The organism is Bifidobacterium jacchi (assembly GCF_009078285.1).
GTDB classification, from domain to species: Bacteria; Actinomycetota; Actinomycetes; order Actinomycetales; family Bifidobacteriaceae; genus Bifidobacterium; species Bifidobacterium jacchi.
In genome coordinates this window covers 35,074-59,008 of the sequence record NZ_RQSP01000010.1, presented here as the reverse complement: position 1 = coordinate 59,008, position 23,935 = coordinate 35,074, and the positions used below count along the sequence as shown (strand labels likewise).

The following is a 23,935-nucleotide window of genomic DNA, read 5'->3' as shown; positions in this document are numbered from 1 at the left end:
CATTGTCCCAGCGATTTCCGACAATCGTGCGTATGTGCAGCGAAACCTTGCAAGACTTTGACACGCCTACCCTGTCCCGGCCCGGCCTGCTGGTCATGGACGTCGATTCCACGCTGATCGACGAGGAGGTGATCGACCAGCTGGGCGAGGCCGCCGGCTGCGGCGAACAGATCGCGGCGGTGACCGAACGCGCGATGCGCGGCGAGCTGGAGTTCTGCGAGGCGTTGCGCGCACGCGTGGCGCTGCTCAAGGGGCTGCCGGTTTCGGTGTTCGACACCGTGCATGATTCGCTGCATTTCACGAACGGCGCGCTGGAGCTGATCGACACGCTGCACGCGCACGACTGGAAGGTCGGCGTCGTTTCGGGCGGATTCCATGAGGTGGTGGACCGGCTCGCCGAAGAGGCGCACATCGACTACTGGCTGGCGAATCGGCTGGAAGTGGCCGACGGACTGCTGACCGGCACGGTGGTCGGTGAGATCGTATGCAAGACGGTGAAGATGCACGCACTGCAGGCGTGGGCGAAGCGCGACGGCGTGCCGATGAGCCAGACGGTCGCCGTGGGTGATGGGGCGAACGACATTCCGATGATTCATGCGGCCGGACTCGGCATCGCGTTCTGTGCCAAGCCCAAGACGCAGCTCGCCGCCGATCAGGCGATCAACGAGCGCGATCTGATGCAGGTGCTGCCGCTGCTGCGCGACTGACGCGTCCATCGCGTGCATACAGCGTATGCATCGTGCGCATCATGCACATCGTGCGCATCCGTCACCTCCCCCATCACACCATCGTGTACATACAGCGTATGCTGTTGTTGCGTCGTGTGCATCCGACGTATGCAAGAAGGCTTGAAACAGGTATTTCGTGAACGTTCTATGCACACAATCATGTAGATGTACGCTCCATGCACACAATCAGCGATGTCCTATGTACGCTCCATGCACACGATCAACCATCCGAGATTCCCGTGAAAGACCATCACACGCCCATACATACATGCCATGCACACGATCGTTTCAGCGCATCAGCCGCGCGGATCAGCCATGCGGATCGGATCAGCGCAATTATCTGAGAGACGGACCACTGTGTCCCGCGCTGCAAATTCGTTTCAGGCTCAGCGATCGAAATTCGGGAATCCGGCCTTAGTGAGCATGTGCCGAAGCTCCGTATCCATCATGCAGTAACAGTTTTGTCAATGATTTCCTTCATCTAATACTTACGAGCAAGCGGACAGAAACGACCGATTTCATACTCCGGCATTGGCGTTGTTGTTGATGCCATTGTCCTCCAATTCCCCAAATTATAACCATCGAACGCACTATATGCCTTGCTGGGTGACATGCAAACAAATGGAACATATCGAAGCTGAACGAAATGAGTAGGAATCGTGCATAGGTGAATGATCGGCAATGACAGCACCCTTGCCGATGAGATATCGGCTATTTCTCAGTATGATGCATGCATGAAAGAACAATATGAGCAACGGTAAAGGACGATGTCGCGATGTCGAACGAACATAACGCCAAGCAAGCGCTCATCGATTCGGGGTCGGAGGAGAAATACGAGGATTCTCATGCCGCCATGCAGACTAACGAGATATGGACATGCCGGCGGCTTCACGTAGCGCAGCGCATCTGCTGGTGGCTTGGTCTGCTCCTAATGCAACCTGCATGGTTGGGCGTGCTCGGGAATGATGAAGCGGTGATTGGTTTTTTTCAAAACGTGCCTTATAGAGTCGATTTCTTATCCCCTGTCTGGGAATGGAGGTTTTTGTTTGTAATCTGCTGCGGATGGCTGCTTTGGTTCGCGAATATCGTGATCAGATTCATTGGCAGTTGCTATTCGGATAAATATAGGTTTGCTTTATTGCCTCAGGTTCTTGCCGGCGTGATTTCAGTACCCGTTTTTATGGCTAATGTTTTCGTTGCTTTGTATTTATCAATCGACTGGTCCACACCTGTATAAATACAAAATAAATACAGGTAAGCAGTGCGGGGATGCAACAACCTATTAGCTGTTCCATCCCCGCACCCCATGCTACCGCGATTGATACCTCATCAATGAGCAGGGGGTCGCGGCAGAACATGCAGCGCACACGCAGCCCCTCTCGGGCCGGTCAAACGAATCCGGCAGTCAGTCGCAGTAGGCGTCGGCGGCGAGGTGCGCGCCACGCGCCCAGTCGGCGGCGCGCATGGCCTTCTTGCCCTGCGCCTTGACCTCCAACAGCTCAAGCACGCCATCACCGGTCCCCAGCCACACGTTGCGTTTGCCGACGACCAGCGCGCCTGCAGCAAGTTCGGTGGGCACCTGCGCTCCCGACCTGTCCGAAACCTCGCCGCCAGCCGCCGAATCGGCAGCCACTGCGGCCACGGGCCGCGCCTTGATCACGTGCAGAGTGATCGATGCGCCGCCGGACGCACCATCGCCAAGCGCATCGCCGGACGCGCCATTCGCATGCAGCGTGAGCCACGCACCCGGATGCGGCGTGCATGCGCGGATCTGCCTGTCGATGCCAGCCGCACAAGTCTGCACGTCGATGTGCGCGTCATCCACGCGAATCTTGTCGGCGATCGGTTCGTCGGTCTGCCGCGGCTGGGGGCGCTCCACCGCGGTGCCGTCGCCGACCGCGCGCATCGCGGCCACGAGATCGGCCGCCCCCGAGACGGCCAGCCGATCGAACAGATCACCGGACGTCTCCTCGACGCCGATCGGCGAGGCGGTCTGCCGGATGATCGGCCCTGAATCCATCTGACGGGTGATGCGGAACACGGTCGTACCCGTCTGCGCGTCGCCGGCCCAGATGGACCGCTGCACGGGGGCAGCCCCGCGCCAGCGCGGCAGCAACGAGAAATGCAGGTTGTACCAGCCGCCCGGCAGCGCGTCAAGCACGTTCTGCTTGAGAATCCGCCCGTAGGCGACCACTGCGGCGGCCTGGGCGCCGGTGGCGGCAAGCTCGCTGATGAACGCCGGTTCGCCCGGATCGGATTCGATCACCGGCAACCCCAGTTCCAGCGCGGCCTGCTTGACCGGACTGGGCATGAGCCGCCGTCCGCGCCCCACCGGCGCATCCGGTCGGGTGAGCACCGCCACCACTTCGACATGCTGCGCATCGGCGGCGAGCGCCCGCAGCGAGGGAACGGCGACGTCCGGCGTACCGGCGAACAACAGTTTGAGCATAGGTGTTATGGATTCCTTTCCTTACATGGCATGCCATGACGCATGCCACAACGCATGCCGTGGCCGCATGCCGTGATGCATGCCAGCGCATGCATTGACGCATGTCACAATGCACGTCGTGGCGCATGACGCCCCGCGCATACGCGAACGGCGCGTTGCATCACTTCACGCCGGGAATGTTCACTCCCTGACCGATGAGAATGTCGCGCAGCTTGCGCGAGTCGGAGAAGCGGATGCCGCGGATGCCTACCTCGTTCGCGCCGACGATGTTCATGGCCTTGTCGTCGATGAACACGGTGGTCGACGGGTCGATGCCGAACTGCTTGATGGCCTCCTCGTAGATCTCCTTGTGCGGCTTGCGCATGTGCACGTAGCCGGAGACGACCTTGCCGTCGAGCTGCTGAAGGATGCGGCAGTCGCGTTCGGCGATGTGGAACAGCTCCTTCTCCCAGTTCGACAGTCCCCACACGCCGATGCCGGCGGCCTTGAGATCATTGACGAGCACGCGCATGCCCGGCACGACGCCGGTGAGCGAGTCCTCGAAGTTGTCGAGATAGTACTGCAGCATGTCGGCCCACTTGTCGCCGTGGGTGCGGCGCATCCACGCGACGCCCTCCTCCAGCGACAGTCCGCCGTCCATCATGTCGTTGCCGTCGTAGAAGCCGGAGATGTCGTTGTCGAGGAACTGGTCGATCGTCTCCTGACTGTAGCGGGCGACCAGCGCCGCGACCGGATTCCAGTAGATCAGCACGTTGCCGAAGTCGAAGATCACGTTGCGGATCGGCTTGCCGGCCGATTTCGCCGCCTCGCCTTCGGCCATGAGCACATCATGCTCCATGTTCGGCTCTCCCGGCCAACCCTTCATGTCGTCCTCCATTCGTTTGACATGCATCTGTTGCAGTTTCGCCGCGCAATGGCGTCGTCGACTGGCCGGCCGATCGACCGCCTGGAGGCCGAGTGCCGACTTCATCGCCTACATCATCGTCCCATGCCGCACCGACCTTGCACAGCGTCAGGGGCGAAGGGCGTTAGTGGTCCGTCTCGCAAATAATCGAAGGGCTCAGCTTCTGTCTCTCCCCCAGTCAGCTTCGCTGACAGCCCCTCATCAGGGGGCCACAACACTCGATTATTCGCGAGACGGGCCGCTAGACGAAATCCTTAGATGAGATCCTTAGATGAGATCCTTAGATGAGATCCTTGGGGTCGAGGCGGAAGCGCAGCTCGCCGTTCCCGCGCGAGGCGACATGCAGGGCGACCGCCTCATGCAGTCGTTGCGCGAGTTCGGCGCGTCGGCCGACGTTCACGCGCACCACGGCCTTGACCCGGTCGCGCGTCGCCTCCAGTTCCCGCGCATCCAATGTGGCCGGTGGCGGTATCGGCACTGGTCCGAGCATCGCCGGCATCTGTTCGCCGCCGACGTCGATCACGCCCCACTCGCCGGTCAATGTCACGCCGATCCGCTCCAGCGCCTTCATCACTGCCGGCCGCGCGCCCCATACGCAGGCGGCGGCGACGACCGGCGGCATGCCTGTTTCGGCGCGTTCCCTGATCTCATGGGCGGCCAGCATCGGAGAATTCCACAGCATCAATGATTGCGCCGCCATCGGGTCGGCCTCGCCGATCAGCAGCCCCACCCCGCCGCGCGAGCGAGGCGCGCACAGCGACATGGCCCGCATCCATGCGCTCAGCGCGTCGGGGCGCGCGTCGATGCCGGGCGCATACAGGCTCGTCCACGCATCGAGAATCGCCACCGCACGATACTCGCCGAACAATCCGGGCACTTGCTGTCCACCCGAGGATTCGGCATGCATCGCCGCGTCTCCGCCGGGCTGCACACCGTCAACCAAGGCGGGGGCAGCCACGAATCCGCCGTCGGGAATCACGCGCGGCTCCGCCCCCGGGGTGGCGATGACGATCTGCGGCCGATTCGGCACGGTCGCCACGATGCCATGCGGCTGACTCGGCGACGACAATACGACCGGAACGCCGCGGAAGAGCCCGGCGAGCTCGCGTGCGGTGCCGGCCGCGCCGACGCGCACCACCGTCATCCGCTCGCCGCCGCATCCCGGACATGTCCAGTTCACCGCGGCCGCGCCACACCATGCGCAACGCGGCGCGGCGGCACCGGTCGGCCCCGACGGCTCCCCCGTCTGCAGCGGACCGGTGCAGCGGGCGCATCGGGCCTGACGATGGCACCGCGCGCAGCTGAGCGACGCGAACACGCCATCCGAGGGAATCGACAGCAGCACCGGCCCCTCCTCCAGCGCCCCGCGGATCACGCCGACGGCGGTGTGCGGCATGCGCGAGCCGATGCTTGGGTCGGCGAGTCTGGCGAGTTCGTCACGATTCAGCCAGCGAATCCAGGGTGCCTCGTCACGCGTGACGGCCTGCAGCGCGTGCACCGGGGCGCTGAATCCGCTCACCGGGGTGTTCACAATGTCGCGCACGCCGTTCGCAGCGCCGGCGCACTCCCATTGGCTGATCGGGCTTCGCGCATACGACAGCGCCACGAACACGCCGCCGTGCCGCTGCGCGCGCAGCCGCAGCACGCCGCGCGCATTGGCGTAGGGCATCATGCCGTCCATGTTCTGATACGCGAGATCGTCGACGATCATGAACAGGGCGGCTCCCTCGACCGGCGCGTACATGGCCGCGCGCGGGCCGATCATGCACCGCACCTGACCGCTCGCCGCCGCAAGAAACGCGCGATACCGCTCCGCCGGCGGCATCGATGCGCTCAGAACGGCGAAATCGCCGTCGAATCCGCCATGCGTCGCCCCACTCGGCGCGAACGGGCGCAATCCCAGTCGACGCAGTGCCCATGCGACATCATCGACCTCGCGCATGCCCGGCAGCACCATCACCACCGGTTTGTCCGAAAGCATCGCGTCAAGCGCCGTCCATGCCGCGTCGGCAGCCCAGCGCCCGGCCCCGGCGAGCGCATCGACGACGAACGACGCGAATCCGCTGCCCTCGATGGCGGCATGCAGCCGTGGCACCGCATCGTATTCGCCGCGCATGCGCGCAAAAACCGCGTCGCGCGCCTGTTCCAGCCGCGGCCGACGCGGACCGAACGGGCCATCGTCGTCGCGCGTGGTCGCGCCGCGCGCGCCGATCAACTGCTGCTCCCGTTCGACGCGGGCGACGCGCGGCGGCACGGCAAGCCGCAGTATGTTGGCGCGCGTGCCGCCATAGGCTTCTGCGATCGCGCTGATGTCGTCGCGCAGCGAGGCTGACACCAGCGGCGGGCCGGGATAGACCCGTTCCAGGAATCTCAGCGAGGATGTGGGCGTGTCGCTGTGCGCGACGCGATCCCAGATCACGCCGTCGATGAGTCTGCCGCCGAACCGCACGCGCACCATTGCACCGGGAACCGCGGCATCGGAATGCCTCTCGTCGATCAGATAGTCGAAGGACCGCCCCAGATGGGTCGCCTGCACGTCGATCACCACCTGTGCGATCGGCAGGTGCGAAGCCGCGACGCGCGATGTGGTCTTCGTCGCGCGTCGATGCCGACGCCGGGGGGCCAGTCCCTCGAACGCCGGCTGTTCGGCTTCCATTTCACTCATGCGCCCATCATAATAGGCGCGCTGATCGGCGCCTTGATCAGTGTGTTGATCGGTTGATCGGCGCGCCACCACCGGCGGCGCCACCGGCTGCACGGCCGCTCATTGCAGCATGCGCCTACAGAGCGGCGGTCACGGCATCACAGAGCGGCGATGGCCGCCTTGAGCTCGTCCACCTTGTCGGTGCGCTCCCACGTGAAGTCGGCGTCGGTGCGGCCGAAGTGGCCGTATGCCGCGGTCTTCGCATAGATCGGACGCTTGAGGTCGAGTTCGTCGATGATCGCCGCCGGACGCAGATCGAACACCTTGCGCACCGCCTGCTGGATCTGATCGCGGGTCACGCCGCCGATCTCGGTGCCGAACGTCTCGACGTTGATGGACACCGGGTCGGCCACGCCGATCGCGTACGCCACCTGTACCTCGACGCGATGCGCAAGGCCGGCCGCCACGATGTTCTTGGCCACCCAGCGGGTCGCGTAGGCGGCGGAACGGTCCACCTTGGACGGATCCTTGCCGCTGAACGCGCCGCCGCCGTGGTGCGCCGCGCCGCCGTATGTGTCGACGATGATCTTGCGACCGGTCAGACCGGCGTCGGCGGCCGGACCGCCCAGAATGAACGAGCCGGTCGGGTTGACCAGCTGACGGTAGTCGTCGTGACGGACCTTGTCGCCAAGCACCTCGTCGAGCACCGGATCGATGACGTGCTCCTTGAGCTGGCCGCGCAGCCATTCCTGCGTGGCCTCGGGGTCGTGCTGGGTGGAGATGAGCACGGTGTCGACGCGCAGCGGATTGTTGTCTTCGTCGTATTCGATGGTGACCTGCGTCTTGCCATCCGGACGCAGATGCGCGACTTCGCCGCTCTTGCGCACTTCGGCCAGACGGTAGGCAAGGCGATGCGCCAGATGAATCGGCAGCGGCATGAGCACGTCCGTCTCGTCGGTGGCGTAGCCGAACATCACGCCCTGGTCGCCGGCTCCCTGCGCCTCGTAGCGCTCCTCGCGGCTGGCCTCGGACTCCTCCTGTCCGCTGAGGCGGGCGACGCCCTGATTGATCTCGGCGCTCTGGCCGGTGATCGCGACGATCACGCCGCACGAGTCGGCGTCGAGGCCGACCTCAGAACTGGTGTAGCCGATGCGACGCAGGGTCTGGCGCACCTTGGCCTGCACGTCCACGTATCCTTCGGACGTCACCTCGCCGAACACGAGAAACACGCCGGTCGCGGCGCTGGTTTCGACGGCGACGTGCGACTGCGGGTCCTGCCGCAGCAGATCGTCGAGGATTTCGTCGGAGATCTGGTCGCAGACCTTGTCGGGGTGGCCTTCGGTCACGGATTCGGCGGAGATGAGCTTGCGCTCCCGATTCGTCATATCATCCCTCTTTCGGACTTATCGCCCTGCGGCAGGCTCGCCGCAGGGCACAATGATACGGTTGTTCTTTATTCACTGCAGGATCGCACAGGCTATGAAAAAGGCTCGTGCCTGACCTTGCGGCCGGCGCGAGCCCTACGTTGTTGTTCGCTCCTGATTATCCAGTTGTACCCGATGCTGATGCTCGGAGCAAGCGTGTCGCCACAATTCGTTCGCTGTTTGAGCGACTGCGCCGACGGACGGCGATCAGTTGCCTTCGCTCAGATCGTCCTCGCCGAGGGTCTCCTCAAGCAGACCCTCGTTGATCTCGCGGAATGCGATGGACAGCGGCTTCTCCTGATTCTGGTATTCGACCAGCGGGCCGACGTTCTGCAGCAGACCCTCGTTGAGCTGGGTGAAGTAGGAGTTGATCTGACGGGCGCGCTTGGCGGCGAAGATCGCCAGCGCGTACTTGGAGTCGGCGTGCTCCATGAGATCGTCGATGGGCGGGTTCGCCAGACCGTCCGGAGTGGGATCGGTGCCGAACGTCTCGCTGGTCTTGACCTCGGTATCTTCTGCCATGTTCGTGTATCTCCAAACCGTGGAAAATCTATCTCAACCGCAGCAAGTATAGCGATATACGCCGACTTTAGGCGAAACTCCCCACAGCCCCGGTCAGCGCGCCATCGCCTTGAGATGCCGCATCATGGCGTCGATGACGGCCTCGCGTGGCAGTCCGGTCTGGGATCGCAGCGGATCGACGCGTCTGACGGCAGAGCGGACCGCCTTGTCGCTCATCTTCTCAGCCGACGTGTTGAGCACCCGTCCCATCTTCGCCGCGTCGATGTCGTAAGCGAGCGTGACGTGATGCAGCACCGATCCCGGACCACCAGCAACCCCGGCGAATCGGCGCTGCGCGGCCCCCGCGATCTTGCCGACCGGCGACGAGATGTCGTTGATGCCGGAGTAGACGGCATCAATGCCCAATTCATGCAGCGCGTCGATGAGCCACTGGTCGCACAGCCGATACGAGGAGACGACGTCGAGATCGGCGACGAACGACAGCGGCGCAACCAGCGAATAGGTGATCGTGTTGCCGGGTTCGATGAACATGGCTCCCCCGCCGGTGCAGCGACGGACGACCGCGATGCCCTCCCGCGCGGCCTCGGCCTCGTGCACTTCGTCGGGTATGGACTGGAACCGGCCGACCACCACGGCGGGTGCCGCCCATTCCCAGAATCGAATGGTCGCAGGCCGCCGCCCCGACGCGACCTGGCGCGCCCACTGCTCGTCGATCGCCATCTGATCCGCCGGCGTGCGCGGCCGATCATGGATGACGACCGGATTGAGGCCGGCCCACCGCGCCCGCCATCGTTCCGCTTCGCCGGCGCGACTATTGATATGGGCTTTGCCACAATCATCGGCTTGGGCAGCAACGCGAACATCGACTCGGGCAGCAGGTGCTGCGCTTTGATTGGCGACATCGAGCCCACGCTGGGATTCGGGCGCGACGTGACCGGCCACGTTTCCGTCGCCGCCGACAGCGCATTCGACACCCGTCGCCCGCGCAAACGCCGTTTCGATCGCGGCGGCACTCGCGCCGATCAGTCGCGCGTCGGCGTGGCGTGCGACCGTCCGCTCCACCGGCTCGCCGGCGATCAGCGCATGTTCGATATCCTCGATCAGCGCACGCGACGCCGCATCGTCGCCCTCGACGAAGAAGTCTCCGTCCAGACGGCAACGCACCGCCCGCCCATCCGAGGGGCGGACGGACACGTTCACTCCGACCAGCTTGCCGCCCGGCATCTTGCATTCGCCGCGCCGCACAGGCAGCGCGCCATGATCCGCTGGCTGATTCGCTGACTGGTTCACCGGCTGGTTCGTCGGCTGGCCGGCCGGTGGTTCCGCTGACCGGCTCGCCGGCCCACCTACGGATGCGCTCACCGATTGTTGCACCGATTGTTTCACGAGGTGTTTCACGCTATGCCGCCATGCGATCGACCATTGCAGAACCAGCCGCCAGACGCTCAGATGCGCGCGAGAATGTCCTCGCCGACCTGCTCGGTCGTGCGCGCAGTGGATCCGAGTTCGGCGATGTCCGCCTCGACCGCCGCATGAATGCGCTTGGCGGCATCGTCAAAGCCGAGATGCTCCAGAAGCATGGCGGCAGACAGAATGGCCGCGGTCGGATTCGCGATGCCCTTGCCGGCAATGTCGGGGGCAGAGCCGTGAATCGGCTCGAACATGGACGGATACTCATTCGACGCGTTGATGCAGCCGGACGCGGAATAGCCGACGCCGCCGACGACCGCGCCCGCCTCGTCGGTGAGGATGTCGCCGAAGAGGTTGTCGGTCAGGATCACGTCGAATCGGGACGGGTCGGATACCAGATAGATGGTCGCCGCATCGATGTGCGAATAGTCGTGCGTGACCTCGGGGTATTCCTCGCCGACGCGATCGACGATGCGCTGCCACATGTCGCCGGCGTTGACGAGCACGTTCTTCTTGTGCACGAGCGTGACATGCTTGCGACGCTTCATGGCCAGATCGAAGGCGTAGCGCACCACGCGCTCGACGCCGTACGCGGTGTTGATCGACACCTCGGTGGCGACCTCCTGCGGGGTGCCGCGGCGAACCGCGCCGCCCGCGCCGCAGTACAGGCCTTCGGTGCCTTCACGCACGACGACGAAGTCGATGTCGCCGGGGTTGGCGAGCGGCGAGGTGACGCCCTTGTACAGCTTGGAGGGGCGCAGATTCACGTACTGATCGAGCGCGAAGCGCAGCTTCAGCAGCAGCCCGCGCTCCAGGATGCCCGCCTTGATGCGCGGATCGCCGACAGCGCCGAGGAGAATCGCATCGGTCTTCTTGATGCGTTCAAGCTCGTCGTCGGGAAGAATCGCGCCGTCGCGCAGATAGCGCTCGGCACCGAGGTCGAAGGGCTCATAGGTGAAGTCGGCAACGCCCTGCGCGGCCTTTTCGAGAGCCTTGCGCGCCCACGGGGTGACTTCCTTGCCAATGCCGTCGCCGGGGATCACGGCGATCGTGTATGTCTTGCTCATAGCACGCGAGCCTACTAGCACGCCCACATGCCGTACGGCGTTCGCTCAGCTTGTGGACATGCGGACGCGCGGCGCAACGAGTCGCCGCCCCGCGCTGAGCACTGACGCTCGGCACTGGGCGCTCAACGGTCGACGCCCATCACCGACAGACACCACGCGTTCTCATACGAGACCTCCTCCCACTGCCGGTAGCGCCCGGAGGTCCCGCCATGACCGGCCTCGGTCTCCACGCGCAGCACCGCATCGATGCCCGCATGCTGAAGCGCCGCGGTCCATTTGAGCGGCTCGGTGACCAGCACTCGCGTGTCGTTCACCGACGAGGTGATGAACATCCGCGGGAATCGCGCCGCCGCCTCGGAGCCGGGCGCGGGTACGTTCTCATATGGCGTATACGACTTCATATAGCGATACACGTCGGCATCATGCAGCGGGTCCCCCCATTCGTCCCACTCGGTGACGGTCAATGGCAGCGAAGGGTCGAGAATCGAGGTGAGCGCGTCCACGAACGGCACATCCGCCTCGATCCCGGCATACAGCTCGGGTGCCATGTTCGCCACCGCCCCCATGAGCAGACCGCCCGCCGAACCGCCATTGGCGACGGTGCGGGCGGGGTCGGCGAGTCCGGCATGCTCAAGGGCGGCGGTCGCATCCACGAAATCCTCGAATGTGTGCCGCTTGGCAAGACGCCGACCCTGCTCATACCATGCGCGCCCCATCTCGCCGCCGCCGCGCACATGCGGCACGGCATACAGCACGCCGCGATCCAGCATGCTCAGCCGCGCCACCGAGAATCCAGGATCGGAGCTGATCTCGTAGGCGCCGTATCCGGTGATGAACATCGGCGCCGGGCACGACAGCCTTCCCCGACGCCACACCAGCGACACCGGAATGCGTTCGCCGTCGCGGGCGGTGATCCACACGCGACGCTCCATATAGTCGCGCGCGTCGAAATCGCCGAGCACCCTCGCCCGCTTGAGCAGCACATCCCGCCCGGTGACCGGATCGAGTTCGCGCAGTTCGCCGGGGCGAGTGAAGCTGGAGAACGAGTAGCGCATGCGCGGCGCATCATATGAGGGATTGCCCGCCGCGCCGATGCTGTACAGCCGGTGCGTCCGCCCGTCGAGTGCGCGCATGGCCGACGGTTCGTCGCGATCCGCGTCACCGCCCGGCGCATCCCAGTCGCCGTCCAACGCCGGCGGAATCATCTCGCGGAACCGCCACGGTCGGCCAGCCAGAAAATCGGCGGCCGCATCCGCCTTGCTCATGACCGCCACGCGCGGCAGCCCATCCGCGCGGTAGCCGAGCGTCACGAAATGCCGATGTATGGCCATCGATTCGATCGCCAGTCCGCGAGCGCCGTCCAGAATCCCGGGATTGCCGGTGATGTGCGCGGCATCGGATATCGGACGCGTCGCCGCTCCCGCCTGCACCGCGTCGCCGCGCTCGCATCCGCAGGGCGAGCCGGCGGCCACCCGCATGCCTTCGCCCAGCCTGAACGGCGGCCGATGCGACCGCATATCGACCACATCGATCTCGAAATTCGGATTGACCGCATTGTGGCACACCACCGCCACCGGCACGTCCTCGCCATGCTCGCCGGCGCCCTCGAAACAGGAGAAGCTCACGTCGTACTCGATGTCCTCGGCGCGGGGAATGAACGCCTCGAAACGTCCCTCGGGCGTTGCGACCGGCAGCAGCAGCACTTCGCTGGAGGTCTTCGAGCCGGTGCCGATGACCACGTTGCGCTCGTCGAAGCTCAGCCCCACGCCGACCCAGAAGCGTTCATCATGCTCGTGGAACACCTCGACGTCCGTCTCGCTCGGCGAGCCCACGCGATGCCTCCACACCGCATACGGCCGCCACGCGTCGTCCAGAGCCATATAGAACACCCATCGGCCGTCCGGAGTCAGGCATGCGCCGCCGATCGACGGCATGAGGTCGGGCAGATCCCGTCCGGTCGCAAGGTCGCGGATGCGGAAATCGTAGCGCTCGTCGCCGGTCGAATCCACGCCGTAGAGCATCCATCGGCCGTCCCGGCTGATGTCCATGCCGCCGATGCGGAAGAAGTCGTGGCCCTTGGCTTCGGCGTTCATGTCGAACACAATCTGTTCGTCCGGCATCGATCCGGGCGCCGAGCCCTGCTCGACGTGCGGCGGCTCCCAGTCGTCCTCGCCGCGTACGGGGATGCGGCATTGCACCGCGTACTGCGCGCCTTCGATCGTGCGCGTGAAGTACCAGTAGTCGTCGATGCGCGTCGGCACCGACATGTCGGTCTGCTGCACGCGCGACTTGAGCTCGTCGAACAGTGTGCGGCGCAGTCCGGCGAGCGGCTTCATGCGCTGCTCGCAGTAGGCATTCTGCGCGTCGATGAAATCGCGTGTCTGCTGCGACGTCCGGTCGCGCATCCACGCATAGGGGTCGGCGAAGACGTCGCCGTGCATGGTTCTGCGCTCGGGAATGCGTGGCGCATGCGGCGGTTCGCCGGGGGCATCGGATTCGCTGACATCGCGCAACTGCTGATCGGTCATGAGGGAGATTATACGACCCTCACGGCCCAGTGCGGCGCGCTCGTCGGTCGATGTGCCGGCGATGCATCACAGCCAAATCAATCAGTCGATCGTGCCGGCGAGATGCGCCTTGAGATACGGCAGCATGGTCTTCATCAGATTCGACCCGGTGGTTCCGGTGAACACCGGCACATCGGTGACCGGAATCGGCTGCGTCGCGGTGATGCCCGCCATCGACGACAGCGGCGAGCTTTCTCGCGGGGAAAGCTGGCGGATGCCGATCGCGAGCACTCGGCCCGGGTATCGTCTGGTGATCGTCGCGTATGTGGTCGGATCCTTCTGCCCGTCGTCGCCGATGAGAATGAAGCGCATGTCGGGGAAGTCGGCCATGAGCTGTTCAGCGAACTCGAGTTTGTGCTGCACGCCGGTCGGGATGAACGTCTTGGGGCGCGGATCGAGATCGCGCAGCAGCAGCGGTCCGGCCGGGTAGCCGTGGTCGGCGATGAAATGCCGGATCTGCCGTTCGACGTTCCACGGGGACGTGGACAGGTAGAAGAACGGCGCATCCGGGAAGAGATCCTGCAGCTTGGTGAACAGCACGCTCATGCCAGGCACGGGGGCGCGCTTTTTGGGGCTGAGGAACAGGAGGTTGTAGGCCGCCTTCCACAATGTGGGCGCCTGCGTGATCATGATCGTGTCGTCCACGTCGGAGATGATGCCCACGCGAGCGTCATCCGGCACGGTGAACAGGTCGGCGGCGACGGGTTTGCGCCCTTCGACGGCGTATGAGACGCGGTGGATGCCGGGCTCGAGTCGGTGCTCGGCGACGAGATCCAGGTATCCGCTCGTGTCGGAAGCCGCGTATTCGCTGCTGCGTTCGCGGCGGCGATCCACTCTGTCGTAGACCTCGGCGGCACCGACCTGCACGGTCTCCAACGGCATGCCGTCGATGGAGATGCGCACCCGCCGATGCGGCGCGGGAACGGCGAGCATGCCCCAGATGCCTCGGACCGGCTCGTCGGAACGCTGGTGGGCGGGCGCGTAGACGGTCCGACAGATCAGTCGGGAGTAGTCGTCGGTGCCGTATCCGACGTACGGTTCGACGCGCGGCGTCCAGTTGAGACCGCGCACGATGGTGGTGGATATCCGCAGCCACACGTCAAAGGCATGTGTGATGACGCGCCGCAGGAAGCGCACCATCAGCGGCTTGTTCTCGATGCGCTCATGCCGCGACGCGGCGTCGAACGTGGTGACGACGTGGCGCGCGGGAATCGGTACGGTCGGCATGTCGTCGTCTCCGGCATGCGCGGCTATGTCGGCTTGCCCGGATGTCAGACGGCCGGCGTCGTCACGGCCGGCGTCGTCACGGCCGGCGTCGTCGCGGCCGGTGCGGATTCGCTTCCTGAGGTTCATACCTTCACTATACGGTGGGTCGGCAACGCCCGGCAATCATCCGCAAGAATCAGATTCGCTTTCAGCTCGGCCCGGATCGGCCTCCCGTTGCAGGCCTCTCGAAACCCTCCTCGCTCTCCTCGTCGCATCCCTCGATAAATGCGGTCCCAACGCCACCGAGGCAATCGCGCGACAAGACACGCGGGTATCCGTTCATCGCAACGTTCATCGCAATGGCATGTTGGTTGCCAATCGGCAACCAACATGCCATTCGAAACTGTTCGGCAATCCGCTGTGCTCGGCAATCCGCCTTGAGATTCCAGCGAGAATCTGATTATTTGGTACGCAACGCGATTCCGCGATTCCGCCCCATTCCGACTCTCCGTACCACAACACTCCATACCACAACCCAGCCACAGCACAACCCTGAGCGCACCCACGAGCGCACCCACAAGCGCAAGGATTTCTCGCAAAGAAGGGCCATCTCGTAAAATCCTTGCGCTGGGACCGGGCTTAGCGCAAAGATTCTACGAACTCAACGCTCTTTCCGAGAAATCCTTGCGCTGAGATGCCGCTTAGCGCAAAGATTCTACGAACTCAAGGGGGATTCCGAAAGATCCTTGCGCTACGAGGCCCGTTAGCGCAAGAATCCCACGAACTCAAGGCAAATCCCGAAAAATCCTTGCGCTAAGGAAGTGCGCGAAGGAAGCACAAACGAGAGGATGCGAGAGGGACATAGGAAGAGCACCAGAGAGGGACACCACCCAGTGCAACCACCAACAGCGCTCTCCAACAGCGCAAGGATTTCTCGCAAAGAAGGGCCATTTCGTAAAATCCTTGCGCTGGGACCGGGCTTAGCGCAAAGATTCTACGAACTCAAGGATCTTTCCGAGCAATCCTTGCGCTGAGAGGCCTATTAGCGCAAGGATTTCACGAACTCAAGGCAAATCCCGAAAAATCCTTGCGCTGTTGATGACGTGCGGGGGATGAGACACTGGGGATGAGACACTGGGAGATGACGTATTGGGGATGAGGCGTTGGGGAAAGACGTGCCGGGGATGATGTATTGGGGGATGACCTGTCTGAGGCCGAGGCTCGAGGGCTTCTGCTTCAACTCCAATTCAGCTTCAACCTTCTTCGGGCACAGCATTACACTGCCCGGTCTGTTGGTTGCCGATTGGCAACCAACATGCCATTGCCAAACACACGTGACAAACACACGCCCAGTGTCCTGCGTCGCGCATGCTCGGGTGGCGCTGACCCTGCACCAAGAGGAGTCAGCGATCAAGGAACAACGAAACCGGAACACACAACGAAACCGGAACAACGAAGCCGTGACAACGAAACACTGACTGGGCGAAGAGACGGCAGTGAAGAGGCGGAAGCCGCCCTCCCGCTAACTGTCCCCCATAACAACACGCGCGAGCGAACCGCTAGTGTCCTGCGTCAGAAATTCATTGACGAATTCACTACCCCTCAGTCCCGCTTCGCGGGCCAGCTCCCCTGACAAGGGGAGCCAACAATATAATCAACGAATTTCTGACGCAGGACGCTAGCGGATGATGCGCAGGTACTCGTCGGCGCTGAGCAGTTCGGGTTCGTCGTCGTCGAGTTCGATCTTGACAATCCACCCTTCGTTATACGGATCGTTGGTGATGACGCTGGGATCGTCCGCCGCGTCGCGATTGACGTATCGGATGGTCCCGGAAACCGGGCAGATCAGCGGCTCGACGGCCTTGGAGGATTCCAGTTCGACGATCTCGTCGCCGGCCTCGACCCTGCCGCCGGGCTCGGGAAGATCGACGAACACCAGCTCGCCAAGCTTATTCGCCGCATATTCGGTGATGCCCACGATCGCCGGCGAAACCGATGCGTCCACCCAGACGTGCTCCTCCGAGTATTCCAGATGATCCGGCACATCCAGATTGAGCGGGCGGTCGTCGTCATTCATATCTGCTGCATTCATGGCACATCAGCCTATCGCAACCCCGTCACAGCCATCGGCGACCGCAACCCGCAATCCATCACCAGCACCCCATCAGCAACAATCCATCAGCAACAGCCGACGCCGCCATCCGCCAGCCGCCGCAGCAGCTCACAGCTCACAGCTCACGACCGTACCACTCCTCGATCATGTACCGCGCGATCGTGGCACGACCGGGGGCGGACATCCGTCCGGCGATCAGCTCCTGCGTGTACTCGTCGCGCGTCACCCATCGCGCCGCAACCGTCTCGTCGCCGTCGACGCGCACATCGCCGGTCAGCGCCTGCGCCTTGAACGCCATCATCAACGACGCGGGGAACGGCCAGGGCTGCGAGCCGAGGTATCGCACCTCGCCGAGCGTGATGCCGGTCTCCTCCTTCGCCTCGCGTCGGACGGCATGCTCAAGGTTCTCCCCGGCTTCGACGAATCCGGCGCTGACCGAATACAACGTGGGGTTGCGCCACGCGGCATTGTGCTGCACCAGCAGCCGATCCCGCCCGTCAACGATCGCGGTGATCACCGCCGGTTCGATGCGGGGGAAGAGTATCCGGCCATCATCCCCGGACGTGCATCGCTGCGCCCAGCCCGACAGCGCCGTGGCGACTGGCGCGCCGCAGGTCGGGCAGAACCGCTGCGACATGTGCCACATGCCAAGCGTGACCGCACTGGTGGCCTGACCGGCCTCGCGCGCGTTCGCATGCGGCGCGAATCCACGCAAATCCACCCAATCGAATTGCCTTACGGCACGCCGCAGCAGCGATTCGCGCTTCCGTGCCGGCGAATCGGCGTATTCCTGCCGATCGTCGGCATCGAATGCATCGTCGACACCGACACCCGCGGCATCCGGTACGGCATCGGCGGGATCGTCGACGGGAATCCGCGTGATGTCGATCGCGACGACGTGCTCGGCGCGCGCGCCGCCGTAGACGCCGAGGAACATCGCCACCGCCTGCGGATATCGGCCCAGCTCAGCGCCGACATAGGCTCCCGGCAGCGTGGCGAGCCGCATATGCACGTTCTCGTAGTCGACCAGACCGCCCTGCCCGCGCGGAACGGCGACCAGTCCGCCGCGCACGAGAATGACCTTGGTGGTCGCTTCCCCCAGCAGCGCGTCGATCAGTCCCTCCTCGCCGCGCCGATCGACCTGATAATCGATGTCGCCTTGGGCGAGCGGCAGAAACGGCAGCGTCTGCGTCAACGCAAGCGGCGAGAACATCAGATCACCTCCGGCGAGGCTGCGGCTGCGGCATACGCTGCGGAACCGGCGGTGGCGGCACCGGACGATGCGGCAGCGGTGCCGGACGCAGCCGCATCGTCAGCAAACGCATCGTCGGCAGCCGCATCGGTGGCGGCGACCTTTGCCATAAGATCGACCAGCGCACCGGCGACCGCATCCGGCTGCTCCACCGCGCTGAAATGACCGCAGTCGTCGATCTCGGTCCAACTGGCATGGGTGCCGCTCATGGCCTCAACGAGCGGATGCATGGCGCTTGGCGGGCTGAACGGGTCGAGCGAACCGCAGATCACGGCCGCCGGCGCGCTCACCTTCGCCAGCTGGTCGCGCAGATCCGGTCGGCCCGCTGCCATGCGCTGCCGCCACGCGACGCCCTGCGGACTCTGCTCGCGAATCCAGCGGGTGAACAGCGCCACGCCCTGGGGGGAGCGCTTGAACGTGGAATCGGTCGGCTGCGGCTGCGCGAAGTGCATCACCGGATCCACGGTGTTCCCGGCGACGCATTCGGCGGCGACGCGCAGACGATTGGCGCGGGCGGCCGGCGAATCCGCATCCGGCTTGGTGTCGCATAGCGCGAGGCCGGCGATGGCCTCGGGATGCCTGCGCTGGATGTCAAGCACGACGTATCCGCCCATCGACAATCCCGCCCAGACGGCACGCCGGTATCCGAGCGCGTGCAGCGTGGCGACATAGGCGTCGGCGACGCGATCCAGCGCCTGCTCATAGGCGCCGTCCGCAGCGACGATGCCGGTGTCGTCGGAAGGCGGAATCGTGCCGTCCGCAACGCCGGGCATGTCGGGCGCGATGATCGCGAACGGGCGCATGCCGCGCGCATCGGACAGCGCCGCCGTGCGCTCGGCGCACACGTCCCACATGCGATGGTCCACCGGAAAGGCGTGCACCAGCACCAGCGGGACGTGCGCGGCGGCGGCCGCACCGGCGGCGTTCGCGGCAACCGCGCGATATACCGTACTGTTCAGTTCAATCGACATTGCAACTCCTCATCAGCGATTCATCGACAACCATGATCAGCGATTCCCGCGCGACCATGCGACAACCAGACCATGCGACGACCAAGCTAAAGCGCGAAAGCGCGCATCGGAACACACGAAACCGAACTGCCGCATTGGCACCACAAATCAGCCGCCGATCCATCAACTGCCGATCCACGACAACGCGCGTCGCACGATGTCGCCATGCCCGTTGACCATCTGGCCGATGAAACGCTCCATGACCTCGCTGCCGGGCGCCACCCACTCGACGTCAAGCGTCTCGTCCTGCGGCTTGCAGTCGCCGGCGATCGCCACCACATAGCACAGCGCGATCGCATGCTGACGCGGATCGTAGTATTCGGACACGCCCGGCGTGGGGAAGAACTCGGCCACGGCGAACGGCTGAAGGCTCTGCGGCAGCACCGGAAGCGCCAGTTCGCCCAGATCCTTGGCCACATTGCGGGCGATGGCCTCGCGCAGCGTCTCGTGGAACAGCACACGCCCGGTGATCAGCGTCCGTTCGATCGAGCCGTCGTCCGACACACGCAGCAGAGAGCCAACCTGCGAGACCCGCCCCAGTTCGTCCACACGCACCGGCACGACCTCGACATAGGCGATGGGCATCTGGTGGCGGGCGCGATTGATGTCGGCCGCACCGAGCCAACCGGGGGGATTGCCGTGCCCGGAGCCGCGCACGAAGTCCTCGGGGGTGATGTCGTCGAACTCGCCGCGACGACGTCCCGCATCGAAATCGCCCTCGTCGGGCACTTCATCATTCATCACTGGCATGTCACCATTATCACCCAACCCGAGTCACGACGGCGCATGAATCCCGCGGTCGCGCGGTGTTTTTCCGCACATTCCACTCTGGGCGAGAATCCGGCCACGATACGGCGTGTCGCCCGCATCTTGTTGGGTGGTGATGGGAAGCTGTTAGGCAAATCAGGCAACGGCCCTCGCCCGGTTGCCGGCGGCATGCGATCGGCGATCAGCCTGATCGCGGCCAGGGAGCCGGGGCGGAGGCCACGGAAAGAGGAGGGGCGCCATGGCCACCCATGCAGTGTCTTCAGCGCAGTTCGAAAACGTGCTTACGTCCAACGAGATCGTATTCGTTGATTTCTGGGCGACCTGGTGCGGCCCGTGCCGCGCGTTCGGCCCGGTCTTCGAGAAGGCGAGCGAGGACAACGCGGACATCTACTTCGCCAAGGTCGACATCGATCAGAATCAGGATCTCGCCCAGGCGGCGGGCATTCAGGCGGTGCCCACGCTGCTGATCGCCAAGAAGGGCCAGGTCATCTTCAAGCAGGCCGGCGCGCTGCGTGCCTCCGATCTCGACGATCTGATCGGTCAGGCGCGCGCCCTCGACGTGGACGCGGCGGCCGCCGGCGCGGACGCCAACGCCGCCTGAGCCGACTGAACCAACTGGACCGGCTGAACTGCCGCGGAATCCGCCAAAGGACCCGTCACAGTACGCAGGAAACGCCTCCTCGCCCGCATGGGCTAGTATGGAGACAGTTTGTCAATGTGCCCCGGCGGGCATCGAAGGAGCGTCATGGCCAATCATCGCAGAAAACGCGCATCGATCATCTCCATGGATCGGCATGTGCTGACCCGCGTCACAGCGGTCATTGCGTCTCTGGCCGTGCTCGCCGGCGTCGGCCTTGCCTCCCGTGGTCTCTACCAGACCTCGACGCCCGAGGCGAAGCCGATCACGTCGTATTCGGCGACCGACCCGGACGCCGTGGCCGCATCCCGCGGCGAGACCCGAGATCTGCTCGGCAAGCGCGGGGCGAATGCCAATACGACGTATATCACCGTCAAGGTCAACGGCAAGTCCCGCACGATCCTCGGCACGAACTTCACCGACGTCAAATCGGTGCTTGATCAGGGTGACATCACACTGGACCCGAACGACACCGTCAGCCCGTCGCTGACCACCAAGGTGAGCGAATCCACGGTCATCACCATCGAGCGGGCCGGTACGCAGGTCGAGACCGCCGAGAAGAAGATCCCGTACAACGTCGTCAAGAAGAAGACCGACGCGCTGCCGGCCGGTCAGGAGAAGGTGCAGACCGAAGGCAAGGACGGCATCGTCGAGACGACCAGCCTGGTCACGCGCTCGGCGGGCAAGGTTGTCTCCTCCAACGTGTTCACCTCGTACGTCAAGAAGGACCCGGTCAACAAGGTCATTCTCGTGGGTACCGGCATCGCGTCGGCACCGTCGCAGTCCACCGGATCGTCGAACGGCGCATCCGATGCCGCGGCGGACCTCGGCACCACCGTGCCCGCCGGAGAAATGCAGGAGTGGGCGCACAAGTATCTGCTTGACAACGGCTACTCCGAAGCCGACTTCACCGCCACCGTGTTCATCGTCACGCACGAGTCCGGCTGGCAGGTCAACGCCACGAACCCGTATTCGGGCGCGTATGGTCTGCCGCAGGCGCTGCCCGGCAGCAAGATGGTCTCCGCGGGCGCCGACTGGGCGACCAACTACCAGACCCAGCTCAAATGGTTCTGGAGCTACTGCAACCAGCGCTACGGCTCCATTCAGAACGCCTACGCCTACTGGGTGGCCAACAAGACGTACTGACGGCGCGGCACCGGTAAGGATGCACCGCTAAGCGCACCCGTCACCGAGAACCCACCGAAAACCCACCGATAGCGCGCCCCACCCCGGAGAACCCACCGAGCCTTTCAGCACACACGCGACTTTGAGCGCTTGCTGAGGGAGCGATGATCCACACCTCGGCGTAATGTATATAGGTCATAAAAAATGATGTATATACAACAATTGCACCAATAATCGCACGCCGATGATCCGACGACACACCAGCTGCGGCACCAGTGACTCCAGTCACCCGTTGATCCCCGGATTGACCCCCTGATCGATTCGCGTGACGCCACTGCGCCATCCAAGCCCGCTGTGTCTGCCTGCGCATGACGGAGCCGATGGAAGGGAACGGGAACGCATGAACGTCACCGGCCGGCGACAACAGTCCGATACCGCACGCAACCGCACGCTGTCCAGCGAGGAAAGCTATGTGAACGGGCATCTGACGAAGGCGGCGCTCGGGTCGATCGCCATCCTCACCTTCATCACCTTCGTCGGCAACTTCACGCAGCTGCAGCTGAGCGCCGCGCTGCCGACCATCGTCTCGGAGTTCCAGATCTCGGTGACGACCGCGCAGTGGCTCACGTCGATCTTCCAGCTGGTGATGGGCGTGATGGTGCCGCTTACCGCGTTTCTGACGCGGCGATTCACCACCCGTCAGATCGTCATCACGTCGATGGCGGTCTTCACCATCGGCTCGGCCCTCGCATGGGTGGGCTCGTCGTTTCTCATGGTGCTCGCCGGCCGTCTGCTTGAGGCGATCGGCACGGGCGTGATGTGGCCGGTGCTGCAGATCACCGTGTTCTCGATCTATCCGCTGTCGCGACGCGGCGTGGCGATGGGCACGGTCGGCATGGCGATGAGCGTGGCGCCCGCGATCGGCCCGACGCTGGGCGGCATCCAGACCGATGCGAACGGTTGGCGCTCCATATTCCTGACATTGACGCTCATCGGCGTGATCTCGCTGCTGCTTGCGGTGTTCGGACTGCGTAACTTCGGTGCCAATGATCCGCATGCGCACGCCGATTTCTTCTCGGTGACGCTGTCGGTGATCGGCTTCGGCGGCCTGATGTTCGGCTTCACCAACATCGAGGCGTATCCGTTCACGCATCCGATGGTCTGGGCCGCGATGCTGATCGGCGTGCTCGGCATCATCTGGTTCGTGGCCCGTCAGATCCGCGACGGGCGCGCGTACGATGCAGCGGCGGCGACGGTGGCGACGGATGCCGGCAGCGCGGCGAATCGCCCCAATCCCCCGCTGCTCGATCTCGGCGTGCTCCGCAACCGCTACTTCATGGTGGGCACGATCTGCGCCGCGCTGAGCTTCTTCGCATTCAGCTCGATCATGGTGATCATGCCGCTTTATATCCAGGATGATCGCGGATTCTCCGCTACGATCAGCGGCTTGGTGATGATGCCCGGCGCATTCGGCATGTGCATATCGCAGTTCTTCGGCGGCAAGCTGCTCGACCGCCTCGGGGCGCGTCCGGTGGCGCTCACCGGCACGCTGATTCTGCTGTTCGGCACGATCATGATGAGTCTGATCGATCGCGATACGTGGATCTGGTGGGTGTCGATCTGGCAGTTCGTGCGCCAGATCGGCATGGGATTCATCATCATGCCGGTCACCACATGGTCGCTCAACTGCCTTGAGCCCGGCGAGGTTTCGGCCGGGTCGGCCGTGACGAACACCGTGCGCCAGATCGCCGGCGCGGTGGGTGCGCCCGTGCTGGTGATCCTCATGGAGACGCTGATTCGTCTCCACGGCGGCGAGGCGATCGACGCGAGCATCTTCGGCACGCAGTGGACGCTGCGGGTGAGCGCGTTCATCGTGTTCATTCAGGTGCTCATCGTGGTGTTCTGGGTCAAGGGCGAGGGGGCCGGCTCCGCTCGCGTGACCGCGCAACGCGCCATGGCGCGCATGAAGGCCGCCAAAGCCCGGCAGTCATGAGCGATCATGAGCGATCATCCCTACGTCCACATGACGATCGCCAGGTAGCGTCCCGGCGTGTCGAGCCAAAAACTACGAAAAATATGCAAAACTGCCGGTTTTGTCACGTAGTTATC

Annotated in this window: 18 protein-coding genes and 1 riboswitch; of the genes, 5 read left to right on the top strand and 13 right to left on the bottom strand. The window is 64.2% G+C overall.

Translation table 11 applies throughout. The features are described from left to right. The first annotated feature begins 32 nt into the window (after positions 1–32). Entirely contained in the window at positions 33–707 is a 675-nt protein-coding gene (gene serB / locus EHS19_RS04370; protein WP_151916572.1) for a phosphoserine phosphatase SerB, read from the top strand. Positions 708–1,503: 796 nt separating this feature from the next. Next, on the top strand, positions 1,504–1,965 hold the full coding sequence (locus EHS19_RS04365; protein WP_151916571.1) for a hypothetical protein: 462 nt from the start codon (positions 1,504–1,506) through the stop codon (positions 1,963–1,965). Positions 1,966–2,133: 168 nt separating this feature from the next. Here the strand turns inward: EHS19_RS04365 and fmt are convergent, their stop codons facing one another. The 13 genes from fmt to EHS19_RS04300 all read right to left on the bottom strand — a co-directional run bounded on the left by fmt (position 2,134) and on the right by EHS19_RS04300 (position 20,037). Beyond that, entirely contained in the window at positions 2,134–3,177 is a 1,044-nt protein-coding gene (gene fmt / locus EHS19_RS04360) for a methionyl-tRNA formyltransferase (protein WP_151916570.1), read from the bottom strand. A gap of 160 nt (positions 3,178–3,337) precedes the next feature. Continuing rightward, positions 3,338–4,042: an HAD family hydrolase gene (locus EHS19_RS04355; RefSeq protein WP_151916569.1), complete on the bottom strand. Its 705-nt coding sequence runs from the start codon at positions 4,040–4,042 to the stop codon at positions 3,338–3,340. A gap of 319 nt (positions 4,043–4,361) precedes the next feature. Beyond that, entirely contained in the window at positions 4,362–6,746 is a 2,385-nt protein-coding gene (locus EHS19_RS04350) for a primosomal protein N' (protein ID WP_151916568.1), read from the bottom strand. 137 nt (positions 6,747–6,883) lie between these two features. After that, positions 6,884–8,110 carry a methionine adenosyltransferase gene (gene metK, locus EHS19_RS04345; RefSeq protein WP_151916567.1) on the bottom strand — a complete coding sequence of 409 codons (1,227 nt, stop codon included), beginning with the start codon at positions 8,108–8,110 and terminating at the stop codon, positions 6,884–6,886. Further along, a riboswitch (SAM riboswitch) is annotated at positions 8,106–8,170 on the bottom strand. Its footprint overlaps the gene before it by 5 nt. Positions 8,171–8,356: 186 nt before the next feature. Beyond that, positions 8,357–8,671, bottom strand: a complete 315-nt coding sequence (gene rpoZ / locus EHS19_RS04340) for a DNA-directed RNA polymerase subunit omega (protein WP_151916566.1) — start codon at positions 8,669–8,671, stop codon at positions 8,357–8,359. Positions 8,672–8,764: 93 nt separating this feature from the next. Beyond that, on the bottom strand, positions 8,765–9,895 hold the full coding sequence (locus tag EHS19_RS04335; RefSeq protein ID WP_151916592.1) for a lipoate--protein ligase family protein: 1,131 nt from the start codon (positions 9,893–9,895) through the stop codon (positions 8,765–8,767). 221 nt (positions 9,896–10,116) lie between these two features. Continuing rightward, positions 10,117–11,148, bottom strand: coding sequence for a 3-isopropylmalate dehydrogenase (locus tag EHS19_RS04330; RefSeq protein ID WP_151916565.1), 1,032 nt, complete (start codon positions 11,146–11,148; stop codon positions 10,117–10,119). 122 nt (positions 11,149–11,270) lie between these two features. Beyond that, positions 11,271–13,676 (bottom strand): S9 family peptidase, encoded by a 2,406-nt coding sequence (locus tag EHS19_RS04325; RefSeq protein ID WP_151916564.1) that lies wholly within the window; start codon positions 13,674–13,676, stop codon positions 11,271–11,273. 81 nt (positions 13,677–13,757) lie between these two features. Then, complete coding sequence (locus tag EHS19_RS04320; RefSeq protein WP_421745235.1) at positions 13,758–15,050, bottom strand: App1 family protein; 1,293 nt, start codon at positions 15,048–15,050, stop codon at positions 13,758–13,760. 1,549 nt (positions 15,051–16,599) lie between these two features. Beyond that, positions 16,600–16,998 (bottom strand): glycine cleavage system protein GcvH, encoded by a 399-nt coding sequence (gene gcvH, locus EHS19_RS04315; protein WP_421745225.1) that lies wholly within the window; start codon positions 16,996–16,998, stop codon positions 16,600–16,602. 151 nt (positions 16,999–17,149) lie between these two features. Continuing rightward, on the bottom strand, positions 17,150–18,247 hold the full coding sequence (gene nudC / locus EHS19_RS04310; protein ID WP_151916561.1) for an NAD(+) diphosphatase: 1,098 nt from the start codon (positions 18,245–18,247) through the stop codon (positions 17,150–17,152). Further along, the gene (locus EHS19_RS04305) at positions 18,247–19,257 is read right to left on the bottom strand and encodes an alpha/beta fold hydrolase (RefSeq protein ID WP_151916560.1); all 1,011 of its coding nucleotides are present in this window, start codon (positions 19,255–19,257) and stop codon (positions 18,247–18,249) included. The genes nudC and EHS19_RS04305 overlap by 1 nt, the downstream gene beginning before the upstream one ends. 162 nt (positions 19,258–19,419) lie before the next feature. Continuing rightward, positions 19,420–20,037, bottom strand: coding sequence for an NUDIX hydrolase family protein (locus tag EHS19_RS04300; RefSeq protein ID WP_175578299.1), 618 nt, complete (start codon positions 20,035–20,037; stop codon positions 19,420–19,422). 265 nt (positions 20,038–20,302) lie between these two features. On the opposite strand from EHS19_RS04300, the gene trxA reads away from it, so the two are divergent. From trxA to EHS19_RS04285, 3 genes are all read left to right on the top strand, one after another. Beyond that, positions 20,303–20,665 carry a thioredoxin gene (gene trxA, locus EHS19_RS04295; protein WP_151916558.1) on the top strand — a complete coding sequence of 121 codons (363 nt, stop codon included), beginning with the start codon at positions 20,303–20,305 and terminating at the stop codon, positions 20,663–20,665. A 144-nt stretch (positions 20,666–20,809) separates the two neighbouring features. Beyond that, positions 20,810–21,847, top strand: coding sequence for an aggregation-promoting factor C-terminal-like domain-containing protein (locus tag EHS19_RS04290; protein ID WP_151916557.1), 1,038 nt, complete (start codon positions 20,810–20,812; stop codon positions 21,845–21,847). A 379-nt stretch (positions 21,848–22,226) separates the two neighbouring features. Next, positions 22,227–23,819 (top strand): MDR family MFS transporter, encoded by a 1,593-nt coding sequence (locus EHS19_RS04285; RefSeq protein WP_151916556.1) that lies wholly within the window; start codon positions 22,227–22,229, stop codon positions 23,817–23,819. Positions 23,820–23,935: the final 116 nt, after the last annotated feature.